The sequence below is a fragment of the Parasphingorhabdus flavimaris genome (assembly GCF_013371215.1).
Lineage (GTDB): Bacteria > Pseudomonadota > Alphaproteobacteria > Sphingomonadales > Sphingomonadaceae > Parasphingorhabdus > Parasphingorhabdus flavimaris.
Window position 1 is genome coordinate 296,405 of record NZ_JABWMH010000002.1, and the last position, 25,759, is coordinate 322,163.

Annotated in this window: 22 protein-coding genes and 2 tRNA genes; 14 read left to right on the forward strand and 10 right to left on the reverse strand. The window is 58.2% G+C overall.

Annotated elements, in window-relative coordinates:
- Nucleotides 1-217 precede the first annotated feature (217 nt).
- Entirely contained in the window at nt 218-2,098 is a 1,881-nt protein-coding gene (locus HUO14_RS06165) for a caspase family protein (RefSeq protein ID WP_176279009.1), read from the forward strand.
- 32 nt (nt 2,099-2,130) lie between these two features.
- On the opposite strand, the gene HUO14_RS06170 is transcribed toward HUO14_RS06165, so the two are convergent.
- Nucleotides 2,131-2,207: transfer RNA gene (locus tag HUO14_RS06170), tRNA-Pro, on the reverse strand.
- A gap of 171 nt (nt 2,208-2,378) precedes the next feature.
- Between HUO14_RS06170 and thyA the strand changes: the two genes are divergently transcribed.
- From thyA to HUO14_RS06190, 4 genes are all read left to right on the forward strand, one after another.
- Nucleotides 2,379-3,326: a thymidylate synthase gene (thyA, locus tag HUO14_RS06175; protein ID WP_281365381.1), complete on the forward strand. Its 948-nt coding sequence runs from the start codon at nt 2,379-2,381 to the stop codon at nt 3,324-3,326.
- 111 nt (nt 3,327-3,437) lie between these two features.
- Nucleotides 3,438-4,712: a 3-methyl-2-oxobutanoate dehydrogenase (2-methylpropanoyl-transferring) subunit alpha gene (locus HUO14_RS06180; protein WP_176279010.1), complete on the forward strand. Its 1,275-nt coding sequence runs from the start codon at nt 3,438-3,440 to the stop codon at nt 4,710-4,712.
- Entirely contained in the window at nt 4,709-5,722 is a 1,014-nt protein-coding gene (locus HUO14_RS06185) for an alpha-ketoacid dehydrogenase subunit beta (protein WP_176279509.1), read from the forward strand. Before HUO14_RS06180 ends, HUO14_RS06185 begins: the two co-directional genes overlap by 4 nt.
- Nucleotides 5,719-7,029 carry a dihydrolipoamide acetyltransferase family protein gene (locus HUO14_RS06190; protein ID WP_176279011.1) on the forward strand — a complete coding sequence of 437 codons (1,311 nt, stop codon included), beginning with the start codon at nt 5,719-5,721 and terminating at the stop codon, nt 7,027-7,029. The genes HUO14_RS06185 and HUO14_RS06190 overlap by 4 nt, the downstream gene beginning before the upstream one ends.
- Nucleotides 7,030-7,224: 195 nt before the next feature.
- Here the strand turns inward: HUO14_RS06190 and HUO14_RS06195 are convergent, their stop codons facing one another.
- The 4 genes from HUO14_RS06195 to HUO14_RS06210 all read right to left on the reverse strand — a co-directional run bounded on the left by HUO14_RS06195 (nt 7,225) and on the right by HUO14_RS06210 (nt 14,960).
- Complete coding sequence (locus HUO14_RS06195) at nt 7,225-12,261, reverse strand: DUF11 domain-containing protein (RefSeq protein WP_176279012.1); 5,037 nt, start codon at nt 12,259-12,261, stop codon at nt 7,225-7,227.
- Nucleotides 12,262-12,402: 141 nt separating this feature from the next.
- On the reverse strand, nt 12,403-13,473 hold the full coding sequence (locus HUO14_RS06200) for a DUF11 domain-containing protein (protein ID WP_176279013.1): 1,071 nt from the start codon (nt 13,471-13,473) through the stop codon (nt 12,403-12,405).
- 64 nt (nt 13,474-13,537) lie between these two features.
- Complete coding sequence (locus HUO14_RS06205) at nt 13,538-14,002, reverse strand: DUF11 domain-containing protein (protein ID WP_176279014.1); 465 nt, start codon at nt 14,000-14,002, stop codon at nt 13,538-13,540.
- A gap of 22 nt (nt 14,003-14,024) precedes the next feature.
- A complete protein-coding gene (locus HUO14_RS06210) occupies nt 14,025-14,960 on the reverse strand; it encodes a hypothetical protein (RefSeq protein WP_176279015.1) in 936 nt (311 codons plus the stop codon).
- Nucleotides 14,961-15,422: 462 nt separating this feature from the next.
- Here HUO14_RS06210 and HUO14_RS06215 point away from each other — a divergent pair.
- Nucleotides 15,423-15,499 (forward strand) — tRNA-Asp (locus HUO14_RS06215).
- Between the two features lie 55 nt (nt 15,500-15,554).
- Here the strand turns inward: HUO14_RS06215 and HUO14_RS06220 are convergent.
- The 4 genes from HUO14_RS06220 to HUO14_RS06235 all read right to left on the reverse strand — a co-directional run bounded on the left by HUO14_RS06220 (nt 15,555) and on the right by HUO14_RS06235 (nt 17,103).
- Nucleotides 15,555-15,779 carry a DUF2842 domain-containing protein gene (locus HUO14_RS06220; protein ID WP_176279016.1) on the reverse strand — a complete coding sequence of 75 codons (225 nt, stop codon included), beginning with the start codon at nt 15,777-15,779 and terminating at the stop codon, nt 15,555-15,557.
- A 14-nt stretch (nt 15,780-15,793) separates the two neighbouring features.
- Entirely contained in the window at nt 15,794-16,360 is a 567-nt protein-coding gene (locus tag HUO14_RS06225) for a 5-formyltetrahydrofolate cyclo-ligase (protein ID WP_176279017.1), read from the reverse strand.
- Nucleotides 16,361-16,589: 229 nt separating this feature from the next.
- Nucleotides 16,590-16,913: a cell division protein ZapA gene (locus HUO14_RS06230; RefSeq protein ID WP_176279018.1), complete on the reverse strand. Its 324-nt coding sequence runs from the start codon at nt 16,911-16,913 to the stop codon at nt 16,590-16,592.
- A 1-nt stretch (nt 16,914) separates the two neighbouring features.
- Nucleotides 16,915-17,103: a hypothetical protein gene (locus HUO14_RS06235; protein ID WP_176279019.1), complete on the reverse strand. Its 189-nt coding sequence runs from the start codon at nt 17,101-17,103 to the stop codon at nt 16,915-16,917.
- 200 nt (nt 17,104-17,303) lie between these two features.
- On the opposite strand from HUO14_RS06235, the gene tkt reads away from it, so the two are divergent.
- The 6 genes from tkt to thiE are packed head-to-tail and all read left to right on the forward strand — an operon-like array spanning nt 17,304 to nt 23,776.
- Nucleotides 17,304-19,271: a transketolase gene (tkt, locus tag HUO14_RS06240; RefSeq protein ID WP_176279020.1), complete on the forward strand. Its 1,968-nt coding sequence runs from the start codon at nt 17,304-17,306 to the stop codon at nt 19,269-19,271.
- A 37-nt stretch (nt 19,272-19,308) separates the two neighbouring features.
- A complete protein-coding gene (gap, locus tag HUO14_RS06245) occupies nt 19,309-20,313 on the forward strand; it encodes a type I glyceraldehyde-3-phosphate dehydrogenase (RefSeq protein ID WP_176279021.1) in 1,005 nt (334 codons plus the stop codon).
- Nucleotides 20,314-20,332: 19 nt separating this feature from the next.
- On the forward strand, nt 20,333-21,529 hold the full coding sequence (locus HUO14_RS06250; protein ID WP_176279022.1) for a phosphoglycerate kinase: 1,197 nt from the start codon (nt 20,333-20,335) through the stop codon (nt 21,527-21,529).
- 21 nt (nt 21,530-21,550) lie between these two features.
- Nucleotides 21,551-22,438 (forward strand): fructose bisphosphate aldolase, encoded by an 888-nt coding sequence (locus HUO14_RS06255; protein WP_176279023.1) that lies wholly within the window; start codon nt 21,551-21,553, stop codon nt 22,436-22,438.
- A 24-nt stretch (nt 22,439-22,462) separates the two neighbouring features.
- Nucleotides 22,463-23,140, forward strand: a complete 678-nt coding sequence (locus HUO14_RS06260) for an O-methyltransferase (protein ID WP_246255346.1) — start codon at nt 22,463-22,465, stop codon at nt 23,138-23,140.
- Between the two features lie 6 nt (nt 23,141-23,146).
- The gene (thiE, locus tag HUO14_RS06265) at nt 23,147-23,776 is read left to right on the forward strand and encodes a thiamine phosphate synthase (RefSeq protein WP_176279024.1); all 630 of its coding nucleotides are present in this window, start codon (nt 23,147-23,149) and stop codon (nt 23,774-23,776) included.
- A gap of 6 nt (nt 23,777-23,782) precedes the next feature.
- On the opposite strand, the gene HUO14_RS06270 is transcribed toward thiE, so the two are convergent.
- Nucleotides 23,783-24,028 (reverse strand): hypothetical protein, encoded by a 246-nt coding sequence (locus tag HUO14_RS06270; RefSeq protein WP_176279025.1) that lies wholly within the window; start codon nt 24,026-24,028, stop codon nt 23,783-23,785.
- A gap of 164 nt (nt 24,029-24,192) precedes the next feature.
- On the opposite strand from HUO14_RS06270, the gene efp reads away from it, so the two are divergent.
- A complete protein-coding gene (gene efp, locus HUO14_RS06275) occupies nt 24,193-24,756 on the forward strand; it encodes an elongation factor P (protein ID WP_176279026.1) in 564 nt (187 codons plus the stop codon).
- Nucleotides 24,757-24,883: 127 nt separating this feature from the next.
- Nucleotides 24,884-25,702, forward strand: coding sequence for an inositol monophosphatase family protein (locus tag HUO14_RS06280; protein ID WP_176279027.1), 819 nt, complete (start codon nt 24,884-24,886; stop codon nt 25,700-25,702).
- Nucleotides 25,703-25,759: the final 57 nt, after the last annotated feature.

Here is a 25,759-nt window from a genome sequence, read left to right on the forward strand (position 1 = left end):
ATCAGCGTTGCCGGCCCCGGATCACGAGCAACAAGGGCCAGCCCGTTCTCGGTCATGGACGTTGCATTATTTTGTGATCTTTGGTTAAAGCGGTGTAGCAATTGCGGAGGAGGGGAGCAGCCTTCGCACTGGCCTTTCATCGTCGCGCCTTGGGCGAATGCCCGTTTGTTTGTTACGTTGGAACCACAGGGGGTATTCGATCATCCGACTTGGAATATTGATAGTCATATTTGCGGCATTGCTTTTCCCGGCAACGGTTCAAGCCAAACGGGTTGCGCTGGTCATCGGCAATTCGGCCTATGTCAACACCCGCTCCTTGGCCACTCCCGTCAATGACGCCAATATTATTGCTGATTCAGCACGAGAAGCCGGCTTTGATGATGTGACAGTCGCGCTTGATCTGACGATGAGCAGCTTCCAGCGCGAGCTTCTTGCATTTCGGGAGAAGGCGGACGGTGCAGAAGTTGCCATGATCTATTATGCCGGTCACGGCCTGGAGGCCGAGGGGAAGAACTGGCTTCTTCCGATCGATGCCGAACTTGTCGCACTGGCCGATCTCGCCGCTGAATCGGTCAGTCTTGGCGGATTGATCGAGTCGGCTTCCGGCGCCACGATCACCATGGTCATAGTTGATGCCTCGCGGACAAACCAGTTTGGCCAGGGGTGGGCTCCGAACAGCCGCTCTGTTCCACAAGGCTTGGCGAAATTTGATGCCAATGATGTCCTGCTCATCTACGCGGCCGGCCCGGGTCAAGTATCAACCGACGGTAGCGGGTTTAATTCTCCGTTTGCGTCATCGCTGGCCAAGCGGTTGCAACAATCCGACCTGCCCCTTCAGATGTTGGGGGGAATAGTCCGTGATGATGTCGAGGCGTTCACTGGCGGAGTCCAGCGCCCATTCGCGAGCGTTGGTATCACGGGTACGCCGGTCTATCTTGTTCGGGCGACGCCCAAGGAACCCAAGCCGCCGGCGGTAATAGCGGCGGCTGGTCCTTCCGACTCTGCTGAACCCTCTTACCCGGAGCCGGATTCTCCCCGCCTGAGCGAGCCGGAAGCTTCAACGCCGTCAACCGCTCCTGTCGAGAGGACGGAGGCCGAGCTGGCTTACGTGCCACCGTCAACGGCAGAGCCGGATTTGCCAAGCCTGCCTGCGACACCGGAACTGCCCAAAGAGGGCTATCCGGACTGCCGTGAGAGCCACGAAGTGTTCCAAATGCCGTTCGACAGAGCGGAGGACATCAACCAGTGCACCGTCAAGCTCGATCAATATTATAGCGAAACCCTCACTCCGTTTCGCGAACGGATGATCGAGCATCAGAAAGCCATCTCCCAGCTCTATGTCGATAAAGTCGGCGGTAATATGCAATATTCGCCCAAGAGCCAGGACGGCTTTTATGCGATGATGATGCAGGAACATGCCGACTCCGACCCGGAAGGGATCAATCTGGCAGACTATCGGGCAGCCGAGGCGCGATATCAAAAGGATCGCGAATATCTGCAAGATCGCTTCTGTTTCAATACCGGGTGCGGTGGCTATCCTGTGCCGGAATTCGACGTCGAACTGGCACTCGCTCGGCCCAAGCTGAGGATGGACCGATCTGCCGGAGAAATGGAAAATGGAACGGTATTGGCCAGTGAGGCCGCCAACTCCGGCAAGACCACGAAAAAGAAGAAAAAAACCGGTTCAAAAGAATGCAAGGGCGCAAGAAGCGGTGGCGGCCTGATCGGCGGACTGCTTGGCGGTGCGCTGGGAAATGCAGCTGGTCTGGGCAAGGTCGGAACATTGATCGCCGGTGGCCTTGGCGGCGTTATCGGCGCAGAAATTGCCTGCCAGCTTGACGAAAAAGAACAGGAAAAGGCAGCCGAAGCGACATTGGCGATCGTTGAAAAAGAAGAGGTCGGCGCCGTCGCGACATGGCAGAGTCCGACCCGTGCCGATGTTTCCGGTTCGTCGACAATCACCGCATTGACCGCCGAACCCGATGGTCGGAAATGCCTGAATATAACGGATGTGGCGATTATCGACGGCGAGGAAACAAGAATAGCCAAGCAGATGTGCCGCGGTGCTGGCGAGAAAAATTACACGCTGATGGCCTAGTTGTAGTCCGGATTGCCTTTTCGAAAAAGCGGTGGTCGGGAAGAGAGGATTTGAACCTCCGGCCCTTGCGTCCCGAACGCAATACTCTACCAGACTGAGCTACTTCCCGATCCGTTGTCCTGTTTCCGCTCGAACGGCTGCGACCAGCCGATAATATTCGAAACCCGATTCCGGTTCAAGCCATCACCATTGCCCGAGAAGATTCTCGATCTTGATCTTGGTTCAACCGGATTTGGTTGAGGATATGGCCAGAGCGGTCTAGCGTTTGCCGGACAACTGGTTGGAGATTGATGGTTTGATTCCCGGGCAACATTATGAGCAGCAATATCTCGACCTGATGCGGCAAATTTGGGCGCAGGGGGATGAACGTGTCGACCGGACCGGTATCGGCACGCGTGCGACATTCGGCGTCACAATGCGCTTTGACCTCGCCGACGACGCTATACCGCTGCTGACGACCAAGCGGGTATTCTGGAAAACTGCGGCGCGGGAAATGCTCTGGTTCCTCACCGGGAACACGAATATTCGCGAGCTGGTGAAGCAGAAAGTGCATATCTGGACAGACTGGCCGCTCGACAAATATCGCAAGGAAAGCGGCGAGCAAATTGACCGGGATGCTTTCGAACAGCGGATCATCGAGGATGATATGTTCGCGGCAAAATGGGGCGACCTGGGGCCGGTCTATGGCAAACAATGGGTCGACTGGCCGCGTTATACGCCAGCAGGTGAGGGGCTGTTTCGTCGGGAAGAGAAGGGTATCAACCAGATCGAGCTGCTGATTGACGGGATCAAGAATAACCCTGGCTCCCGGCGTCATATTTTTACCGGCTGGAATGTCGCGGAACTGGACCAGATGGCGTTGCCGCCCTGCCACAAGACCTACCAGTTTTACGTTGCCGGCGGAAAATTGTCCGCGATCCTCTATCAGCGGAGCTGCGACCTGGGTCTCGGCTTTGCGTTCAACGTGTTTTCCGCGGCGCTGCTGATCCGGATGATCGCGCAGCAATGTGATCTGGAACCCGGAGAGCTGGTGTGGAACGGTGGTGATGTGCATCTTTACCTCAATCATGCCGATCTGGTAGAAGAACAGATCGCGCGCGAGCCTTCCGGGGCCCCGAAATTGAAAATATTGCGCAAGCCCGATTCGATTTTTGACTATGAGATCGGTGATTTCGAGGTGCAGGACTATGCGCCCCAATCGCATATTTCCGCGCCGGTAGCTGTTTAATCCATTAAAAGGGCAGGGAGATTGACCTAAATTGGGTTTTGTAATATTATAACAGCTTGTTGAATTAATATTGCAGCGCAACAAATGCGCGACTCTTGCTGGAGAGGCTCGATGGCTGACGAAAAACCCAAAAGCAATTTGCCCCCCCTGTCTCTGCACGTGCCAGAGCCGAATTTTCGCCCGGGCGACACGGTCGACTATAGCGGTCTCGAGATTCCTGCGGCGGGCGCGCAGGCGCGGCCGGATATAAACACCAAGCCCAAAGACATGCGGGACATGGTCGATGACATGATCCGTGTGCTCGATGACGATCATGCTGCCGTTGGTCCCTGGGATCCGAAGCTGGACGACGAGACGCTGCTCAAGATGCTCCGCACGATGGTTCAGGTGCGCACATTTGATGACCGGTTGCATCGACAGCAACGTCAGGGAAAGACCAGCTTTTACATGAAATGTACCGGCGAGGAAGCGACGTCGGTTGCCGCTGCCATGGCATTGCACGCGGATGACATGTGCTTTCCGAGCTATCGTCAACAAGGCATATTGTTTGTTCGTGGCTATCCATTGACCGAGATGGTCAACCAGATTTTCTCGAACAAGGCGGACAAGCTCAAGGGGCGCCAGCTGCCGATCATGTATAGTTCGCGCGAGCTCAACTTCTTCACCGTGTCGGGCAATCTGACCACCCAATATCCGCAGGCCGTGGGCTGGGCGATGGCCAGTGCCAGCAAGGGCGACAGCCGGATTGCCGCGGTCTGGTGCGGCGAGGGCTCGACCGCCGAGGGCGACTTTCACGCAGCGATGACATTTGCCGCAGTCTATAATGCGCCGGTGATCATGAATATCGTCAACAACCAGTGGGCAATATCGTCCTTCTCCGGGTTCGCCGGTGCCGAACGGGCGACATTTGCCGCCCGCGGCGCTGGCTATGGCATCGCCGCCTTGCGGGTCGATGGCAATGACCCGCTGGCGGTCTATGCCGCAACCCGCTGGGCCGCAGAACGGGCACGGACCAATCAGGGGCCGACCCTGATCGAGCATTTCACCTATCGCGCGGAAGCACACAGCACTTCCGATGATCCCACCGCCTATCGCAGCGCGCAGGAGCGCGAGGAATGGCCACTCGGTGATCCGATCAATCGGCTTAACAAGCATCTGATCCAGCGCGGCGTGTGGAGCGATGAACAACAGGAAGCGCTGGACGCCGAATGTCTCGAAGCGGTCAAGGAAGCGGTCAAGGAGGCGGCCAAGAACGGCATATTGGGCCACGGTCTGCACCAGCCGTTTGAAACCATGTTTCAGGATGTGTTTGAAGAAATGCCCTGGCATCTCAAGGAACAGGCTGCACAGGCCAACAAAGAGCGGGAAATCAAATGGCCGTCATGAACATGATAGAGGCCATCAACAGCGGCCTCGAGACGATGATGGAACGCGACGACAATGTCGTGATCATGGGCGAGGATGTCGGCTATTTCGGTGGCGTGTTCCGCGCGACTGCCGGGCTTCAGGAGAAATTCGGCAAGACCCGCTGCTTTGACACGCCGATATCCGAATGCGGGATCATCGGCGCTGCGGTCGGCATGTGTGCTTATGGTCTGCGACCGGTGCCGGAAATCCAGTTTGCCGACTACATTTATCCCGGCATGGACCAGCTGATTTCCGAAGCTGCCCGGCTGCGCTATCGCTCGGCAGGCGAATACACGGCGCCGATGACCGTCCGGTCTCCTGTTGGTGGCGGTATCTTTGGCGGGCAGACGCACAGCCAGTCGCCGGAAGCGATGTTTACCCATGTTTCGGGTCTGAAAACTGTCATTCCGTCAACGCCTTATGACGCAAAGGGACTGTTGATCGCCTCGATCGAGGATAATGACCCGGTACTCTTCCTCGAGCCCAAGCGGATCTATAACGGTCCGTTCACCGGCTATTATGACAACCCGGTTTCGCCCTGGTCCAAATTTGCCGAGTCAGAAGTGCCGGAGGGTCATTATACGGTTCCGCTGGGCAAGGCGAAGATCGTGCGCGAAGGCGATGCGGTGACGGTCCTTGCTTACGGCACGATGGTCCATGTCGCCAAGGCGGTGGTCGAGGAACATGGTATCGACGCCGAGGTCATCGATCTGCGGACCCTGGTTCCGGTCGACATCGAGACAATCGAAGCTTCGGTCAGGAAAACCGGACGCTGCCTGATTGTGCACGAAGCGACGCGGACCAGCGGCTTTGGCGCCGAGCTGTCGGCTCTGGTACAGGAACGCTGCTTCTATCACCTCGAAGCACCGATTGAACGGGTGACGGGATTTGACACGCCCTATCCGCACAGTCTGGAATGGGCCTATTTCCCCGGACCGGTCCGGATCGGCGAAGCGCTGGAAAAAATTGTCAGGGACTTGAAATCATGAGCAAATATATATTCAATCTGCCTGATATTGGCGAAGGTATTGCCGAAGCGGAAATCGTCAAATGGCATGTCGGGGTCGGCGATGTCGTGGCCGAGGATGACCAGATTGCCGATGTCATGACCGACAAGGCGACGGTCGAGATGGAAGCCCCGGTTTCGGGCAAGATCGTTGGTCTCGCCGGTGAGGAAGGCGACATTGTCGCGATCGGTTCGATGCTGGTCGAGATCGAAGTCGACGGTGATGTTGACGTCGAGGAAATGGAAGAGTTGGAAGCATCCAGCACGGATGCCGACACGGCCGCGGATGATGTCTTGCCGCCAGAGGAAGTTATTGAAAACAAAGAGGATAGTGCGGATACTTCGACGGACTCATCTCTTATGAAAGAGTCTGAAGTTTCGTCTGTAAAGGCACCCGAAACTGACGTCACTGCCGCACCAACCAATCAGCCAAAGCCACTCGCGACACCCGCCGTTCGCAAGCGGGCGGCCGATCTCGGGGTCGACCTCAGCCAGGTAAAGGCGCAGGGCGAGCATATCCGTCACAGCGACCTCGACGCCTATCTGAACTATGGTTCGGGGCAGGGATATCGCCCGGCAGGAACCGTGCAAAAACGTGACGATGAAGTGATAAAAGTTATCGGAATGCGCCGCAAAATTGCACAGAATATGGCAGAATCGAAGCGGAATATTCCGCATTTTTCCTATGTCGACGAAATCGACATGACCGAGTTGGAAGATATGCGAGCCGATCTGAACGCCAATCGCGGTGACCGTCCGAAGCTGACGATGCTGCCTTTGATGATCGTGGCGATCTGCAAATCGCTGCCGCAATTTCCGATGCTCAACGCGACCTATGATGATGAAGCCGGCTTTGTCACGCGGCATGGATCGGTGCATCTGGGCATGGCAACGCAAACCGACCAGGGACTCATGGTGCCGGTGCTGCGCGATGCGCAGGATCTCAATGTCTGGCAACTGGCTTCGGAGATCGCCCGCCTCGCCGCCGCAGCGCGCGATGGCAGTGCGACTGCAAAGGAGTTGTCGGGTTCTACACTGACCCTAACGTCGCTCGGTCCGTTGGGCGGTATCGCCACAACGCCGGTGATCAACCGTCCCGAAGTCGCGATTATCGGACCGAACAAGATTGTCGAACGCCCGATGATCATCGACGGCGAGATCGAGGCGCGCAAGCTGATGAACCTGTCGATTTCCTGCGATCACCGTGTGGTCGATGGTTATGACGCCGCCAGCTATGTGCAGGCGCTCAAGCATTTTCTGGAAACGCCGGTGCTGCTGTTCGCTGATTGAGGCGGGCAATATTTCTCCCGTGAGGGAGAAGGATGCAGAGCCTTATGAGCGAAGCGAATTAGGCGGCGTTGGATGAGGGTGCTCTGCCCTCTGAAGCGCAGAACGCCCTCATCCAGCTGCGACTAGGCAAACAAGCTGCCAAGTCTTCGCATCCTTCTCCCTCACGGGAGAAGGGGGGCGGAACACCTTAGGCCCTTATAGCCCCAGACTTCCGAGCGTTTCCTGATCGAATTTCAGGCGGAAGGTGATGAACGGCCCGTCTCTTGTATAGCGGCTTTCTTCAAAGTCGCGATCGGCAAAGCCGACGACATTATAGCCGACCGAGATATAGCCGTTCTTGAACGGGGTGATCCCGACGCTCGGTCCGCCGGAATAGGCGATGCTGTCAAAGTCATTGCCGATCCGCGCGGTGGCCTGGCCGCCGACATCGATCGTGTCGGAAAGGTCGAACTTGATATCGGCACCGACGACATTGCTCCAGCCTTCGACATCATCCGGTCCGAAGCGATCGAAAACATAGCGGCTGCCCCAGAAGAAACCATATTCGCCCGCTTCGGTGAAGATACCGTCATCGGCATCAATAGGCGTGTAATTTACGCTCAAGCTATTGATAATACGACGGGAAGTGACATTGCCATCGACCAGCAGAGGCGCTCCGCCGATCGGGGCGGATGCACCGGCGACGGCGTTGCGGACGCGATCCTCGCGGAATTCCAGCTTTTCGAGCCACGACCACTGGCTGTCGGCCGGACGATGCGCCCAGCTGGCTTCGGCTTCGAGGACCCGTGTGCTGATTCCCGTGTTGTCTTTGGCAACAAAGACACTCGCCAGCGCGCCCACGGCGCTGCCTTCGCCAATCTGCTTGAGAGCCGCGGTGGTAAATCCATAACGTTCGGTGACGTCGCCGTCGCGATATTCGGCGCGGCCATTCCAGCTCCAGTCATCGGTGCGATAGGTGAAGCCCGCAGTCAGTGCCAAAAAGTCTTCGGTCAGTGTCGTATCATTGCCCAGAAAGCCGCCCGAAGCGACCGGCTGCTGTTCGTTGATGACATCGCCGCGATCAAATCCGCCGAGGGTTTCATTGCCGTCGAGCGAGAAATCGATCGTCCACTTGTCGTCCAGCGGAATGCTCTGGGTCAGGCCGTAAGCGGCAAAGGTGCGAGGGCCAAATTCGGTGATTTCCTGCTGGTTCATGCTGCTGACGATGCGTGCGCCATCCCACGGTGACACGTCGACGCCGATCCGGGCGGTCCGGGCATCGACATTCTCGCCGTCGGCAATCTCGTAGGTGCCGATGACCTTGATGTCCTTGGTAACCGCATAGCGCGCCGAGAAGCTGTGCCGGGCAGGGAAGTCGATGCTTTCATCCTGGCCACCCAGGGCAAATTCGGTCTGGGCATCCAGTTCCAGCTTGCCGTCGAACAGCCGCTGGGTCGCGCCCAGCCGGACGAGCCTGGACTCGTTGACCGTGCCGTCGGACAGCCGGTCATTGGCATAGACGATACCGGCGCGGAACGAGGTGTCCTTGGCGCGATATTCGAGCTCGGCAGTCCCGGCCCGGCGGCGAGCGCCCGATGTCAGGAAATTTTCCTGATAGCTGGTGACTGCCAGGGACAGATTCTCGCGAACCCTTAGCCGTGCGTCGATACCGAATTTCCGGGTGCCGGTCTCGGCCGCATTGAGCTGGCCCAGACCATAGCCGGTCGCCTGACGACGGACATAGGCGAGAATGTCAAATTTCGAACCGTGATGCTCTGCTTCGACCAGCCACGCGGTTGCCGCACGTCCATTTCCGTTTGCCGCGGCGGTTTTTGCTTCATTGTCGGTCACCGCGAGTTCCGCGCGGATTTCGGTTTTGAGGTCGGGGCGATAGCGGACATCGACGCCGAGCAAGTCGGTCTTGACGCTTTCATTCTCGTCATGAACCGCCGTCGCGCCGATTTTAAGCTTCTCGTCGCTGGTCTGATAGGTGGCACGGCCGCCGACGTTGATATTGCGGTCGCCAATGCCGAGCACTTCATATTCGGCGATGATGAATTGCGGGTCGAGGCCACTGCTGCGGCTCAGGATCGGTTCGCGGAAGCGCAACGTGCCGGCCAGATAATCGATATCATAATCGATATGCCGGGTCAGCTCGCGCTGTTCGACGATCCGGTCGGAGCGGAAGCGGTCGCGGGTTTCCAGCGTGATCCGTTCGCTGTTGGCGAGGATGTCGCGGGTGGCGAGGGCATAGGGACCCGAAAGGCCATTGCCCTGGATTTCCTCGCGGCGGAAACGGTTGGGCGAATCCGCGCCAAAGGCGTTGAGATGCACCTGGTCATTTTTATATTCCGCCTTGATGCCGTTGAAGGCGCGCTGGTAACGGGCCAGTTCTGGTTCGTTGATGCCCGTTTCATAGTCGCCGAAAAGCGCGTAAAACTGCGGACGTTCCAGCTTGAGATAGAGGCGGCGTACCGAGGCTGCATCATAGCGCTGCTCGCTACGGTCTGCGTAAACCGTATAATAGCGGCGCGGATCGATCACGCCCTGGAAGCGGGTTTCATCTTCTTCCTTGTCGCTGTCATAGGCGAGGGTCATCAGCCATTTTCCGGTCACGCGGCCCTTGGCGTAAAGCGCGATGCGCCCGTCGACGTTGAGATTGTCATCATCTTCGACGAGGTCTTCCAGCCGTTCGTCCAGCGTGTTGAAGCCGAGCGTACCGGCGGCAAAGCCGACCACGGTCCACGGGCGGTCGCCCGGATCAAGCCAGGTTTCAACGCGCTGCGAACGTTCTACTTCGCCATCGCGGAAGGGAAAGGATATGCTCAGCGATCCGGAAGCGGTTGTCGGTGCCAGCTCGATATAGGCAATGCCATCCTCGCCCTCGACCCGCCATACCGGCGCGCCCCGTTCGAGGCCGGCGAGCTGGTTGGCTTGCTGGGCATCGATTTCAATCGCCGGTGCATAAGGGGCCGGGACGCTGAAGTCGCCGACCATGCCGTTGCGGGCAGGCTTGCCAGCACGGTCCGTGAGCCGCACTGCGATCACCGGACGGGTTACGCCGTCGGCGATCAGGATCGAACGGTCCTTGAGCAATTCCGCGTGTAGCGGGCTGCCGGCATAGTGCACTTTCCGTTCGAGTTCCTGCACCAGCTTGCCGCTGCGATCGACAACCCGTGCGACGAAGACATTGGTCCGGTCGTCGATTTCGATACCGCGCCACGTGCTGACCCGTATTTTGCCATTGGCGCTTTTCTTGGTCCCGTCAAAGGCCAGCGGGTTGACCGCTTTGCCGTTGATCGTCAATTCGACGCTCTGCCCGGCGTGATGCTTGATCGCGACGCGCAGCGCTTTGACGCGCGGGTTATGGTCCTCTTCGGGGAACAGCCATGCGATGCCGGGTTCCTGATTCGATACCCAGTCGCGGCCCGCTCCGGCGGCTTCCGGATCCGACAGGACGTCGGGTTTCTGGTAGATATTCTGCTCGCGCAACTCTCTCGGAGCAACCTTGTGGGCCCGGAAATCCGCGCGTTTCAGCGCGCCGCCGCGGCCTTCGACGAAGCGGGAAATATTGCTGCCGGCGGTCCGTGTATTTTGTCCACAATCTACCGGCGCGAGATCGGCGGGGAAGGTCGAAGGGTCGATCTGGACCACGTGCAGACCGGGGCGCCGGCCCTCGAAATGATAGCGGCCGTCGCGATCGGTGACCGTGTAGGTGCCGTCCTGCAGCATCACGCGAACACCCGCGATTCCTGCGGCTTCCCGCGGGTCGACATTGCAGCCGCCGTCGGTAATCCGGCCGATAATCGTGAATCGTTCGGAAATCCCGTCGCGTTCGATGGTCACCAGAGCGTCGATGGTCGCGCTGGATGCGCCGCGATCATCGCGGGCCGAAGCGAGGTTGAGCGCGTCTCCGGGCTGCGCATCCTGGCGCACTTCCGCGATATAGGTCAGCAATCCGCTTCCGCCAGCAAGCAGGGGCGGGACCTCGACGCTGAAATCCTGGCCATTGGGCTCGATATTGGGCGTGACCAGGTTACCATTGTAGCGGACGGTGCCGGTTTTCAGGCGCATCGCGCCGGGTAATTGATCCGAAACCGTAATCTGGCCGGTGTTTCGAAGCGGATCGGTGTTCTGCACCGTGATCCGATATTGAATGGCGTCTCCCGGAGCGGCTAGCGCAACCGAAGCCGCCTTGGTGAGCACCAGAGGCGTCCCGGGCCGGTCGAGCGGCACATCCACGCGCACCGGGGCCGGATTCTCCAGGACGATAATTCCGCCATAGGACCCGTCGACAATGGTGAACGGAAGGCCGTCTGTCCGCCGGAAGTCGGCCAGTTGCGCGGGCGTCGCCGCTGACGGCGCGCTATAGGGCTGTGGCGGCTCGATGAGCAGGCGGTAACGCCCCTGTCTGGCGAACGGGAAACGATAAAAGCCGTCGGTGAAGTCATAAACGTTGCCACCGCTATCGGTAACGGTTCCGCCCGAGATCACCGTGCTTGGATAGCTTGAAACGCCATCATCACCGAACACTTCTGCCGGCAGGCCGGTCGCGTCGTCGATCAGGGTCACGCGTGTACCGGAAACCGGGGCGCCGTCGCCGCTGTCGAAGGTCTCGCCGAACGGGTCCACGAGGATCCCGACATTCGCGGTACCGAGAGGGGCTCCGCCGACTTCATAGATCGTGATGTCGACAGTGTCGCCGCGTCTGACCGACAATATGCAATCGCCCTGCACAGGGGCGGGCGGCACAGCCGCAGTATTGATCATGCCGACAAACCGCCCGCTATCGGGCGCGGTTTCGACGATGTTGATCTGCTCCCGGTCACCGCTGGGCATCGTCAGGACGATGTCGAAATTGTCGATCGCCAGCGGATTCCGGTTCCTGCCGGGAGCAAGAATCGACATGATCAGCGGCTCGCCGGCCCTGATGCTGTCGGTCGGCATGACCGGAGCGGGATTGGGCGTGCCGGAGAATACGCCGCCGAGCTCGACCATGACATTGCCGCCTGAACCACGGCACGTCGTGCCCAGGATGGGAAGCTTTTCGGCCCCTGGCGGGTCGGATAGGTGAAAAATCGTGATTTCGGGCGGTATATCGGGCGGCGGAACAACCTGGATATCGATCCGGTTGGACGGTTTCCGCAGCCTCTGGCCACCAATATCCCATTCTGCCTGGGCAATATTGGTGATCAGCGGAAGATTATGGGTTTGCGGCTGTTCCTCGGCAAACTCGGGTTGCGCGAGTGCCATAGAGGCAGGCGCGGTTAATGCGCTTGCAGCAAATGCCAGGCCGATTGGCCTAAGAAAGTTGGGGAGCAGACCCACAGAAAATGACAAAAAGCGGCGGCAAACCGGCAAATATCGCCGGTTTGCCAACAGCTTTCAAGTCCTCTAGTCGACCGTGACGCGGAAGATCAGGGTCTCTGTGTCGCCCGAAGCCACTGTGCCGAGATTGCCGGACACGGCTCCGCCCGATTCCGTACCGGTGCCACCGCCATCAAGATTGCAGACGGCTCCGGTTACGGTACCTTCGGTTACGACGCCAATGACCGCCGGAACAGTGGCAGGTCCTGTGACCAGCGAGCTGTAATAGGTCAGATTGGCAGGGATCGTATCCGAAATGGCAACGCTGGTTGCTGCGGCACCGCCGGAAGCGTTGGCTACGGCGATACAATATTCCACAACCGCGCCAGGAATGGCTTTCGGATTGGTGCTTCCGTTGATCGGATCCCACAGCACGTTGCTGGTCTTGGTAACCGTAATGTCAGCGGCAGCCACTTCATAAGTGTCTGTATCACTGTGATAACCGTCGCCTGCGACATCACCGGTTGCTGTACCAGCGCCGTCGGCAAAGACGTTTTGGACAACGGCGGCATCATCCGCATCGCCCGCGTTGTTGACAAAGGCCACGCCGGTTGTCGAATCAGCGGCCTGACCGATCAGTACAAGATCGGCAACATCGCCGGTTACAACCGTAGCCGGGATATTGGCGACCGCGTGAACGGTCACCGTTTCGTCTTCTGCAAGATCGTTGACGAATGTTATCAGCGTATCGCCGGCGTCATAGACCCCGTCGCCATCGTCGAGATAGTAAGTGACAGCGCCGGTGACGTTGAAATCGTCTCCGCCGAGCTGCTCGGAAGTCAGCAACACGTCGATCGTGTCATTGGTCTGGTTGCTAACCGTGTAGGTCACGGCTTGTTGTGTTGAACCCGGGGCAACGGAGGTGTTCACCGCGTCGCTTTTGGTCACAACAAGATTTACTTCCCTGTCGACGACAAATGTGTCGCTGTCGGTTTCTGCGGTCTGCGCGGTCCCCCCCACATTGAAGGCTACGCTAACGTTGTTGGTAATACTCGTGCCGGCATCGGTACCCAAATCTGCGGCAAACGCCGGGTTTACACCCAGCGCCGTCACAGAAAGGGCACTTGTAGCAACGAGAAGTTTCAGTTTACTGGTCATAACTGTCTCCTGTTTACTCTTTTTTGGATCGCCTAACCCCGCGGCGATCCGGTACGGTTTTTGGTCACTTCACAGTGCCACGAAAAACCAATTTCCCCTCCGATCCTGCCGAAAGGGAGCGACTGAATTTCCATTTTACATGAGTCACATCGGTCATGAGCGCGGGGCGGACTTCGCCATTCGCGCTCGGGTAGGTAAGGACCGATAGCGGCCCCCATGTTTTGCCTCCGTCAACGGAGACAATTTCGGTGCCATCGGACGTTCCATTGAACGCCACCGCCTTTGGAAGCGGGTTGGTGACAGAGAAATCCGATGCCGGCGCGCTGCCGACATTCTTATATTTGACGACGAATACGAGATTGTCGCCGGGAATGACTGTTTTTGGCTGCTCGAGAACCACAGCGGTGGTGCCGTTGGGCTTTGCCACCTTGCGTTCGATGAACACGTCACTCGACAGGCTGACATTATTGGCCGCCATGGCGGTGCCCGGCAGCAGAAGCGTCATTGCGACAAAAAGTCTTTTCAACATGGTCTGGTCCCCCCGTTAATGTTCAGTCGATGATTACTTGAAATGTGATGGTGCGCGTCTGTCCGCCCGGAACCGTGCCCAGGGCCACGGCGATCGCGCTGCCATCGAAAGAGCCGGCGTCGGCGTCGCCCGCATTATCGGTCTGCGCGGCGCCCTCGAGGGTGATGCTCTCGGCAATATATGTGGTGTCGGCCGGGATATCGTCGGAGATCGCCAGATTGGTCATGCTGCCGCTGCCGGCAACGGTTGTGACGAGCTGGTATGAAATGACCGAACCCGGTACCGCGGTCGTTCCGCCGAACGGATCGAGGATGGTTGCGCTTTTTACCAGGGTGACTTCTGCGGACTGTATCACGAAGAAACCGCTGTCTTCATCGCTGGCCCCGGTTGAACCGACCACCGCATCGCCGCCGCCGTCGCCTTGCCCTGCGAATATGTCGCCGGGGGTGCCGCTGCCGGTATTGGCTACCGCAGAAAGTTCGATTTCGGCGCGATCACCGTCGCTGGCGGCGGCCGGAATAGTGGAAAGGATGAAGACGGTGACGCTTTCATCAGGTGCCAGCACCGGATCATTGGTGCCCGGCGTATATATCGTGTCGACGCCCGGATCGTAAATGCCGTTGCCATTGGTATCGAGAATGATCTGTTCGAATGTCGTATCAAATTCGTCGCCGGGCTTTGTCGTATCCGCAGACAGGGTGAAAGCCTCGGAACCGTTGCCGGTGTTGGTGACCTGATAGGTTGTGACCTGTGCGGTGGCTCCCGGTGACGTCGCGACGTCGCCAGGATCGCTGGACACGACCGTGACATCGAGCAATTCGTCGACCTTGATCGTGACGGTGTTCGAATCGATCGTGACTGGAGGGTCGCCGGGAGGCCCGTCATACGTGGCTTGCGCGACGTTGATGATATCCGTGCCGGCAACCGTGCCCGCCGCAAGGGCAGATGTTGACGTCATGAAGAGAGCTGCAGCGCCTAGCGCCATCGACCAGCGTCGGCCGATGGAGATGGCCGCAAGTGGACGCGGTGCATGTTCGCAAGTCTGTGTTTCTGGACTGTTCATGCGATGTATATGACGAATAAAGGAAAATATTTCGTAAACGGGCGCACAATGACGTCATGCCTTTTTCACCGTCAAAAACCGCACATATCAGCCAAAAATTTTGGTTAATTAAGAAGTCGTTTCGTGGGATTAAACCACTTGTTAAGCGTAATATCGTGTAACAAGCTGCTATCGTCGGCAGATCGGTCGTGGCTTGCCAACGGGCCGGCCGGCTGCAGGCGTCATGGCAGAAGTGCGTCAAAAGCGATGGCAAATCGTGCGATGATGATAATAATCTGAATTATTCGAAAGAGTGTTGTTGACAGGGATGCAGCGCTCTTATACTTGCGCTGCTCCACCGCCTATAGAGGCACATAAGCGGGTGTAGCTCAGTTGGTTAGAGCGCCGGCCTGTCACGCCGGAGGTCGCGAGTTCAAGTCTCGTCACTCGCGCCATTTCCCTTGTTTCGAGGGAAATGGCGCAAAGCCCCCCAAGCCTCGTTCTGACGGATCAGCGACTCATCCAGGTCAGCAAGGGACGGATCGGAAAAATCCACCCAACCCCCAAAATGATATAGGCTGGCAGTTGCAGCCAGAAGCTCAACCCGTCGAGATAGTCGATCAGGGTCACCGCGATGCCGCACCACAGAAGAATCACCAATAGCATCAAGATTATGCCCGCAGGCTTGCGCAAGCTCGGCCGATCCTGCGTATCCTTGTCGAATTTTGCTGTCATGACGTCATCCTAAGTCACTCGATTATTTCACATTCCGTCACAATCATATGCAAAGGCACATCATGTGCTTCGGTCGGTATTTCATCCGCTTCCTGAACCGACCAGGCAAGGCCGATGCGGGGGGCATCGGGATATCTGGCAAAGCTCCGGTCATAATGGCCACCGCCTTGCCCGAGTCTGTGAAGGGAACGGTCAAAGGCCACCAGTGGTGCGATGATCAGGTCCGGCTCCGCGAGGGCGCAGCTTTCGTCGGGTTCGGGGATGTCCTTGAATCCCGTCACCAGCACGTCCGTGCTCGACACCAGCCGGAATTCGAGCCCGGCATCGGCTGTTATCCTCGGTAATGCGATGCTGACGCCGATTTCCGTGAGATATTCGATCATCCGTGCGGTGGGCGCTTCGGATCCGACATGGCGATAGAGCGCGACGGTCTGGCTCTGTTCGATCAGGCGGGCGAGCGGTGAGGGAGGGCGGCGGAAGGAAAGGTTCCGGCTGGCAACATCCAGCTGGCCGACAAACGCCTCTCGACGTCTTCTATATTCTTCGCGCAGTATCTTCTTTTTCTCTTTTAAGGTATTCAAAAGAATATACTTTCTTTGGAAAGGTGACGGGACCATCGTGGTCGTTTGCCGGAAAATCCTCTGACGCCTATTACGTCAGGTGGGCGCCATATGCATCGGACCCGACTGCAAAACAGTCCGCAATCCGTACAGGGACAGCTCCCTAGGAAGTTATATCGCCTCAGGGATGTTCGTATCAGGCTCGTGCCGGACAGTACCCGTCAGGACTTATCTAGGCGCGATAGGGGCGTTACTCAAGGCTATTTGCCAGTTGCTCGGTGCGATCGGCCAGTTTCTCCAGTGCGGCGACGATCTGGTTATCCCGGCCGCCCGGTGGTGAGGTGTCGCCGGATGTCGCGGCTGGGGCGGGGGCGGCCTGCGCATTATACAGTTCATCAGCCAACTGCAGCGCGGAATAGAGAAGCATGCGGCTCTCGGTCAAACCGGCAGTATCGCCGAATTCCCGGGCTTTTCCATCGACCATGTCGGCGAGCTTGGACAGATGATCTTCTTCTCCGTCCTGACAGGTTACGGTGAACGACCGGCCGCCAATTTCCAGCTTCATTTGTGCCATATCAGTTTTCCTGTCGCCCGATCAATCCATCTATCGTCTGGATCGCCTGTCTCATTTCGGATTTCAGCGTTTCGTGGCGCTCTTCCAGCGCCGGATCGATTTCCGTGATCAAGGCGCTTTTCGCCGATTCTATCCGGCTGAGCGCGCGTTCAATCCGTCCGATAGCGAGGATGACCGGTTCATTGTCCATGAGCATTTTCCAAAGCTTGCTTCCAACAGGTAAGTTTCTGTCTTTCCTTGCTATCAATCTATTCCTTCGCCGTAAACACAAGATCGGGAAAAGCGGTCCTTGACGGGGCCCTGTTCGATCATCAAAGGAAGAGGCAAAATAGCGACTCGCAGCATCTCGCTGCACTCACACACGCGCCAATCCAGGGGATTATACCAGCTATGACCGTTACCGAAAAAAACATGGCAAACGCCATAAGAGCGCTCGCCATGGATGCGGTGCAAGCGGCTAATAGCGGCCATCCCGGTATGCCCATGGGTATGGCGGATGTCGCCACCGTGCTGTTCAGTGATTTTCTTAAATATGACCCGCAGGCGCCGAAATGGGCGGATCGCGACCGGTTTGTACTATCCGCGGGCCATGGCTCGATGCTGATCTATTCGCTGCTCCACCTGACCGGCTACGCGCGGCCGACGCTCGAGGATATCAAGAATTTCCGCCAGCTCAGCTCGCCCTGTGCCGGCCATCCGGAAAATTTCAAGCTGGAAGGCGTCGAGACGACGACCGGCCCGCTGGGGCAGGGCTTTGCCACCGCCGTCGGCATGGCGATTGCGGAACGCCATCTCAATGCGGTGTTCGACAATGATCTGGTGGATCACAAGACCTGGGTCATCGCCGGTGACGGCTGCCTGATGGAAGGGATCAACCATGAAGCGGTTGGCCTGGCCGGGCATCTTGGACTCGGAAGACTTAATGTCCTTTGGGATGATAATGGCATAACTATCGATGGTGGAACGGAATTATCGACCAGCGAAGATATTCCGGCGCGCTATCGCGCATCCGGCTGGCATGTCGTTTCCTGCGATGGCCATGATTTTGACGATATCCGCAAGGCGCTCGGCGAGGCGGAAGCCGATCCACGGCCGTCGCTGATCGCCTGCAAGACGGTTATTGGCTATGGCGCCCCGACCAAGCAGGGCACCTCGGCAACCCATGGCGCTCCGCTCGGCGACGAAGAGATTGCCGGAACCCGTGATGCTCTCGGCTGGGAACATAAACCCTTTATTATTCCGGAAGATATACTGACGTCGTGGCGTCAGTTGGGGGCGAAAGGCGCTGCTGCGCGGAGCGATTGGGAAGGCCGGTTGAACGGACATGCCCAGGCCGCGGAATTCACACGGCGCATGGCCGGCGAGTTGCCGGACGGCAGCGCGATGCAGGATTATCTCGCCGGTCTCGCGAAATATCCGCCGAATTGGGCGACGCGCAAATCCTCGGAAGTGGCCTTGGGCGCGATTACCGCCGCCTTGCCGGAAATGATCGGTGGTAGCGCCGATCTTACGGGCTCAAACAATACAAAAACTCCTTCCACCACGCCTCTGACAAAAGACGATTATTCTGGGCGCTATATCTATTATGGTATCCGCGAGTTCGGCATGGCGGCGGCGATGAACGGGATGGCGCTGCATGGCGGGATCATCCCTTATGGCGGCACATTCCTGGTCTTTACCGATTATTGCCGCGGCGCGATGCGGCTGTCCGCGATCCAGAACACACGGGCCATCTATGTCATGACTCATGACAGCATCGGTCTGGGCGAAGATGGTCCCACCCATCAGCCGATCGAACATGTCCAGAGCTTGCGCCTGATGCCCAATATGCATGTCTTTCGGCCCGCCGATGCAATCGAGACAGCCGAGTGCTGGGCGCTTGCAATCAAGCGGGCTGACGGGCCTTCTACGCTCGCCCTGACCCGTCAGGGGCTTCCGCCACTGCGCGATGACGTCAGCGTAAATCGCTGTGAAAAAGGCGCTTATCGTCTGAAGGCTGCCGAGGCCGACAAACGCGTGGTGCTAGTTGCCACGGGTTCTGAAGTGTCGCTGGCGATGGACGTTGCGGCCAAGCTGGAGGCTGCCGGTGTCGGCGCGGATGTCGTCTCTATGCCTTGCGCCGAATTGTTCGACGGACAAGACGATGCCTATCGCAGCGATCTGCTCGGCGGCTCCGGAGTTTTGCGGGTTTCAATCGAAGCCGGCACGACTTATGGCTGGGAGCGCTATACCGGACTGGACGGACTGCGCTTCGGTATCGATAGTTTCGGAGCATCGGCCCCGATCGACGATCTTTTCGCCCATTTCGGCCTGACCGTGGATGCGATCACCCCGCAGATATTGAAGAAAATTGGTTGAATTTCGCAGTAAATTTGAATTCAAAGGAGCAATATAGATGACGAAAGTAGCAATTAACGGATTTGGCCGGATCGGCCGTCTGGTCGCCCGCGCAATTTTGGAACGCGATGATGATGGCCTTGAACTGGTTGCGATCAACGATCTCGCGGATGCCGAATCCAATGCGCTGCTTTTCGCCTATGACAGTGTGCACGGCCGCTTCCCTGGCGAAGTCACCGCTCACGGCGACCATATCATGGTCAATGGCCAGAAAATCGCTGTTACCTCGGAGCGCAATCCCGGCGATCTGCCGCATGCCGCGATGGGCGTCGACATCGTGCTGGAATGCACCGGTTTCTTCCAGTCCAAGGATGCTGCGCAACCACATATCGACGCGGGCGCCAAACGCGTCCTGATCTCGGCACCGGCCAAGGGTGACCTGAAAACGGTTGTCTTCGGCGTCAATCACGACGTCCTGACGTCATCGGATGTCATTGTTTCCAATGCATCTTGTACCACAAACTGCCTGGCACCTGTGGCCAAGGTGCTCAACGATGCCGTTGGCATCGAACGCGGCTTCATGACCACGATCCACAGCTACACCAACGACCAGCGGATGCTCGACCAGATTCACAGCGACATGCGCCGCGCCCGTGCCGGTGCGGTCAACATGATCCCGACCACCACCGGTGCAGCCCGCGCCGTCGGTCTGGTGCTGCCGGAACTGAACGGCAAGCTCGACGGCTCGTCGATCCGCGTCCCGACCCCCAATGTCAGCCTGGTAGATCTGGTGTTCACGCCGGGCCGCGACACCACCGTCGAGGAAATCAACGGAGCGCTGAAAGCTGCGGCAGACGGCCCTATGAAGGGTGTTTTGGTTTTTGAGAACAAGCCGCTGGTTTCCAGCGACTTCAACCATCAGCCGGCAAGCAGCTCGGTCGACAGTCTCGAAACGACGGTGATGGACGGCAAGCTCGTCCGCGTCGTCAGCTGGTATGATAATGAATGGGGCTTCTCCAACCGCATGATCGATACCGCCAAGGTCATGGCAGGCCTGATCTAAATCATAAAGGCTCTCAATAATGTCTTCTAAAGACTTTAAAACACTGGATGATATCGGGAATGTTCAGGGAAAACGCGGCCTCGTCCGCGTCGACCTGAACGTCCCGATGGCGGACGGCAAGGTGACCGACGATATGCGGCTGCAGGCTTTGGTGCCGACAGTCACGGAATTGGCGGACAAGGGCGCAAAGCTGCTGTTGCTCGCCCATTTCGGTCGTCCCAAGGGCGAATATAAGCCGGAATATTCGCTGGAGCCGGTCGTCGCCCCATTGGCTGCGGTTCTTGGCCGGGACGTCGGTTTCATGCAACAGCCCGATGCGGACGCGATAGCAGCCCTGCCCGATGGCAGTATTACCGTGATCGAAAACAGCCGCTTTGCTGCGGGTGAAGAGAAAAACGACGCCGGCATGGCTAGGGCGATTGCCTCCTTCGGCGACTTCTACGTCAACGACGCCTTTTCGGCAGCGCATCGCGCCCATGTCACCACCGAGGGCATCGCGCATCATCTGCCGTCTTATGCCGGTCGTTCGATGGAACGCGAGCTGACCGCGCTCGACAAGGCGCTGGGCAATCCGGAACATCCGGTTGCTGCGGTTGTCGGCGGGGCGAAAGTGTCGAGCAAGCTCGACGTGCTGCGGCAGATGGTCGAGAAAGTCGATCATCTGATCATCGGTGGCGGCATGGCCAATACCTTTCTCGCCGCGCGCGGCGTAGATGTCGGCAAATCCCTGTGCGAACATGATCTGGCCGACGTCGCCAACGAGATATTGGCGGCGGCTGACAAGGCCGATTGCACCGTGCACCTGCCTTATGATGTGGTGGTGGCAAAGGAATTCCGGGCCAACCCGCCGACCCGCACCGTAAACGTGCACGAGGTTGCAGCCGACGAAATGATCCTCGACATCGGTCCGGCCGCGGTCGAAGCTCTGTCCGACGTGCTCAAGACCTGCAGGACCCTGGTCTGGAACGGCCCGCTCGGCGCGTTTGAAACGCCGCCGTTCGATGTCGCGACAATAGCCCTGGCCAGAACAGCGGCGGCCCTGACCAAGGAAGGGCAATTGCTCTCGGTTGCGGGTGGCGGCGATACCGTCGCTGCGCTTAACCAGGCGGGCGTTGCGGATGAATTTAGCTTTGTATCGACTGCGGGCGGTGCGTTTCTCGAATGGATGGAGGGCAAGGTCTTGCCCGGCGTCGAAGCACTGAAGCAGTCCGATTAAAAATATAATGGGAATCGAAAAATGGCGAATAGCGAAATGATGAAGAAAATTGAAAATGGTCAGGGCTTTATCGCCGCGCTGGACCAGAGCGGTGGCTCTACGCCAAAGGCACTGGCCGGCTATGGCATTGGCGAAGATGCGTTTTCCAATGATGACGAAATGTTCGGACTGATCCACAAGATGCGCAGCCGCATCATCACCGCACCAAGCTTTGGCAGCGGCAAGATCATCGGCGCGATCCTGTTCGAGAAAACCATGAACGGCGAAGCGGACGGCAAACCCGTTCCGGAAGCCTTGTGGGATCGCGGCGTCGTGCCGTTCCTGAAAGTCGACAAGGGACTCGCCGATGAAGAAAATGGCGTCCAGCTGATGAAGCCGATTCCGGATCTCGATGATCAGTGCAAGAAGGCTGCCGACAAGGGCATTTTCGGCACCAAGATGCGGTCGGTCATCAACAAGGCCAATGCGAAGGGCATCGCCGCCAATGTCGCGCAGCAATTCGAATTCGGCAAACAGATATTGGGCCACGGGCTGGTGCCGATCATCGAGCCGGAAGTGAATATCAAGAGCGAAGAGCGCGCCGAATGCGACAAGTTATTGCTCGGCGAACTGACCAAGCAACTCGATGCTCTGGCGGATGACCAGCGGGTGATGCTGAAATTGTCGATTCCGGTCGAGGCCAATCTCTACAAATCGCTGATCGACCATCCCAGGGTCGTGCGTCTGGTGGCGCTGTCCGGCGGATATTCGACCGACGACGCCTGCGAGGAACTGACGAAGAATGAGGGCATGATCGCGAGCTTCAGCCGTGGATTGCTTCAGGATTTGCGCGTTTCGCAAAGCGACGAGGAATTTGACGCGGTACTGGGGAGCGCGATCGACAAGATCTACCGGGCTTCGATCGCCTAGAACACCAGAAACAGGGAATCCATCTTGCAGAGCGCAAATCCAAGCTGGTCCGATGTCGACGATTATATCGCCGAGCATCTGATCGGCGAGGATATGGCGCTTGATGCCTGTCTGGCCGCCAATAGCGATGCAGGCTTGCCGCCGATTGATGTTTCGATAGCCCAGGGACGCATGCTCGAATTGCTGGTCCGCGCTAACAGGGCGCAGAATATTCTCGAGATCGGGACGTTGGGCGGGTTTTCGGCAATTTGTCTGGCGCGGGGGCTTGGCGACAGCGGCAAGCTGCTCACGCTTGAGCTGGAGCCGGGCTATGCCGCAGTCGCCCGCCGGAATATCGACAATGCAGGGCAGGGAGACAGGGTCGAGATACTCGTCGGTGACGCGACTAGCACGTTGCAGGGCTTGCTGGAGCAGGGCAGGGTTCCGTTCGATCTTGTCTTTGTCGATGCCGACAAGGAGAATTATGCTGCCTATCTCGACTATGCCCTGAAATTGTCGCGACCGGGCGCTTTGCTGATCTTCGATAATGTCGTCCGCGAAGGCCGCGTGGTCGACCCGCAAAGCGAGGACCCGAAAGTCCCCGGCACCCGCAAGCTTTATGAAATGCTGAAAAACCACCCGAAACTCGACGCCACGGCTATACAGACCGTCGGCGCCAAGAAATGGGATGGTTTCCTGATGGCCGTTGTCCGGGAAGAGTGAACGAACATGATTGATCCAGACTGCCAACTCTATCTGATCTCGCCGCTCGAAACCGGCGGCGATTTTCCGCAACAGCTGAAAGCAGCGCTGGAGGCGGGGCCGGTTGCCGCGTTTCAGTTCCGGGTCAAGGATCTCGCGCAGCAGGAAGCCGCCCGGCTTGCAGCTCCGCTGAAGGCCTTGTGCGACGAGCATGATGTCGCCTTCGTCGTCAACGATGATATTGCTCTGGCCAGGCAGCTGGGCGCCGACGGCGTGCATCTGGGGCAGAGTGACGAGAATCTGAAAAATGCCCGCGCCGAACTGGGACTCGATGTCCAGATCGGCATCACCTGTCACGACAGCCGCCATCTTGCGATGGAAGCGGGCGAGGGCGGAGCCAATTACGTGGCTTTTGGCGCTTTCTTTCCGACCCAGACCAAAGAAACCGTCCACACGCCGGGGCTCGACATATTGCAATGGTGGTCAGCGATGATGGAAATCCCCTGCGTGGCGATCGGCGGAATCACGCCGGAAAACTGCCCGCCGCTGGTCGAAGCGGGCGCTGATTTTCTCGCCGTGTGCGGAGGGGTGTGGAACGATCCGAAAGGTCCGGCCCACGCGGTGCGCAGTTTCAACGAGATTCTGGAAAAAAGCTAGCCGCTCCTACGAGGAGCTGAACGTCCGGCCGATATTCGATGACAGATATTGGGCCACGAAATTGGTCACCGATGGTGGCGAGAAGCTGGGCATTTGTTCGATATCGCGTAAATAGCCTTCCGTCGGCTTGAACGAGCGCATCTGGCCTTCCGCAATAGAATAGCCGAACAGTCCCGCGGCGAGCGGGCATTTCGGGGACGGGATCGTTTCCTTGCTGTCCTGTCGCGCATCAATGATGTCTATCTGAGCCATGATCCGGTTGTACCGGTCCGGCGATCCTGCGTATTGTATGAAAAAGACTTGTGCCCAATCATACACGCTGTCCCGAACGTCTTTCGGTGTCACCAGGCTTGCCTATTATCGGCCAGCAGATTACAGCGCCGATCAATCAAACAATCGATCGAGCGAGACAAGCGATGAAAATCAGCGGTGTGGATATCCGTCCGGGCAATATTTTGGAATATGAAGGCGGCCTGTGGAAGGTTGCCAAGATTCAGCATACCCAGCCGGGCAAGGGCGGCGCCTATATGCAGGTCGAGATGAAAAATCTCATCGACGGCCGCAAGACCAACGTCCGTTTCCGCAGCGCGGATACGGTCGAGAAGGTCCGGCTTGATACCAAGACCTTTCAATATCTGTTCGCCGATGGCGACATGCTGACCTTCATGGACAAGGAAAATTACGAGCAGCTGACATTGCCCGCCGACTTGCTTGGCGACGCCGTAGCCTTCTTGCAGGATGGCATGGATGTCCAGCTGGAACTCTATGAGGAAAAGCCGATCTCGGTGCAGCTGCCCGACCAGATTGAAGCGGAAATCGTCGAAGCCGACGCAGTGGTAAAGGGGCAGACCGCTTCTTCCAGCTACAAGCCTGCTGTTCTCGACAATGGCGTCCGCGTCATGGTGCCGCCGTTCATTTCGGCCGGAACCCGGATCATCGTCGACGTCTATGCCCGCGAATATGTCGGCAAGGTTTCCTGACAATAATTTCCTTCCCGTTCGCGGGAAGGGCTATGGGCGGGCATGACCATGTTGCTCGCCCGTTCTTTGAAATATAGATAGACCCACCCACAGCCCCTCCCGTAAGCAGGAGGGGGGAGATAATTCAATGCCATCACATTCCGCCCTTATCACCGTCATGGAGCGCGCCGCGCGCAAGGCGGGATCGCGCCTGCGCCGGGACTTTGGCGAAGTCGAGCATCTCCAGGTATCGAAAAAAGGCCCGGCCGACTTTGTATCCAAGGCGGATATGCGCGCCGAGCGGATTCTCTATGACGAGCTGTTGAAGGTTCGGCCCGGCTGGGGCTTTGTCCTCGAAGAGGGCGGCATGATCCCGGGCGAAGAAGGCAAGCCGCGCTGGATCATCGATCCGCTCGACGGCACGACCAATTTCCTCCACGGCATTCCGCATTTCGCGATCTCCATCGCGGTGCAGGAACCGTCGCTCGACGGTCGCGGCTGGGGCAAGATTACCAGCGGACTGATCTACGAGCCGCTGACCGATCTCACATGGTGGGCAGAAATGGACAAGGGCGCATGGCTCGGCGAGAAACGCTTGCGCGTGTCGGCCCGGCGCGATCTGTCGGAAGCGGTGATTGCAACCGGTATCCCGTTCAAGGGACATGGCGATCTTGGCGAATGGGCGCGGATTTTTGGTGCGGTGGCACCGCAAGTCGCCGGCATCCGGCGCAACGGTTCGGCAGCGCTTGATCTCGCCTGGCTCGCGGCGGGCCGCTATGACGGCTTCTGGGAAGCCGGGCTGAAAGTCTGGGACGTGGCTGCGGGCATTTTGATGGTCCGCGAAGCCGGTGGTTTTGTCACCGACTATACCGGCGGCGATCAGCCGATCGGTCAGGGCGAGATATTGGCATCCAATGAAGCGCTGCACAGCAAGCTGCACCGGATATTGGCAAAGTCGCTGCTGTAAGTGCGAACGGCTCGCAAATGGCCGCAAATTTAAGCCATTTCGACCTTGCGGCATGGG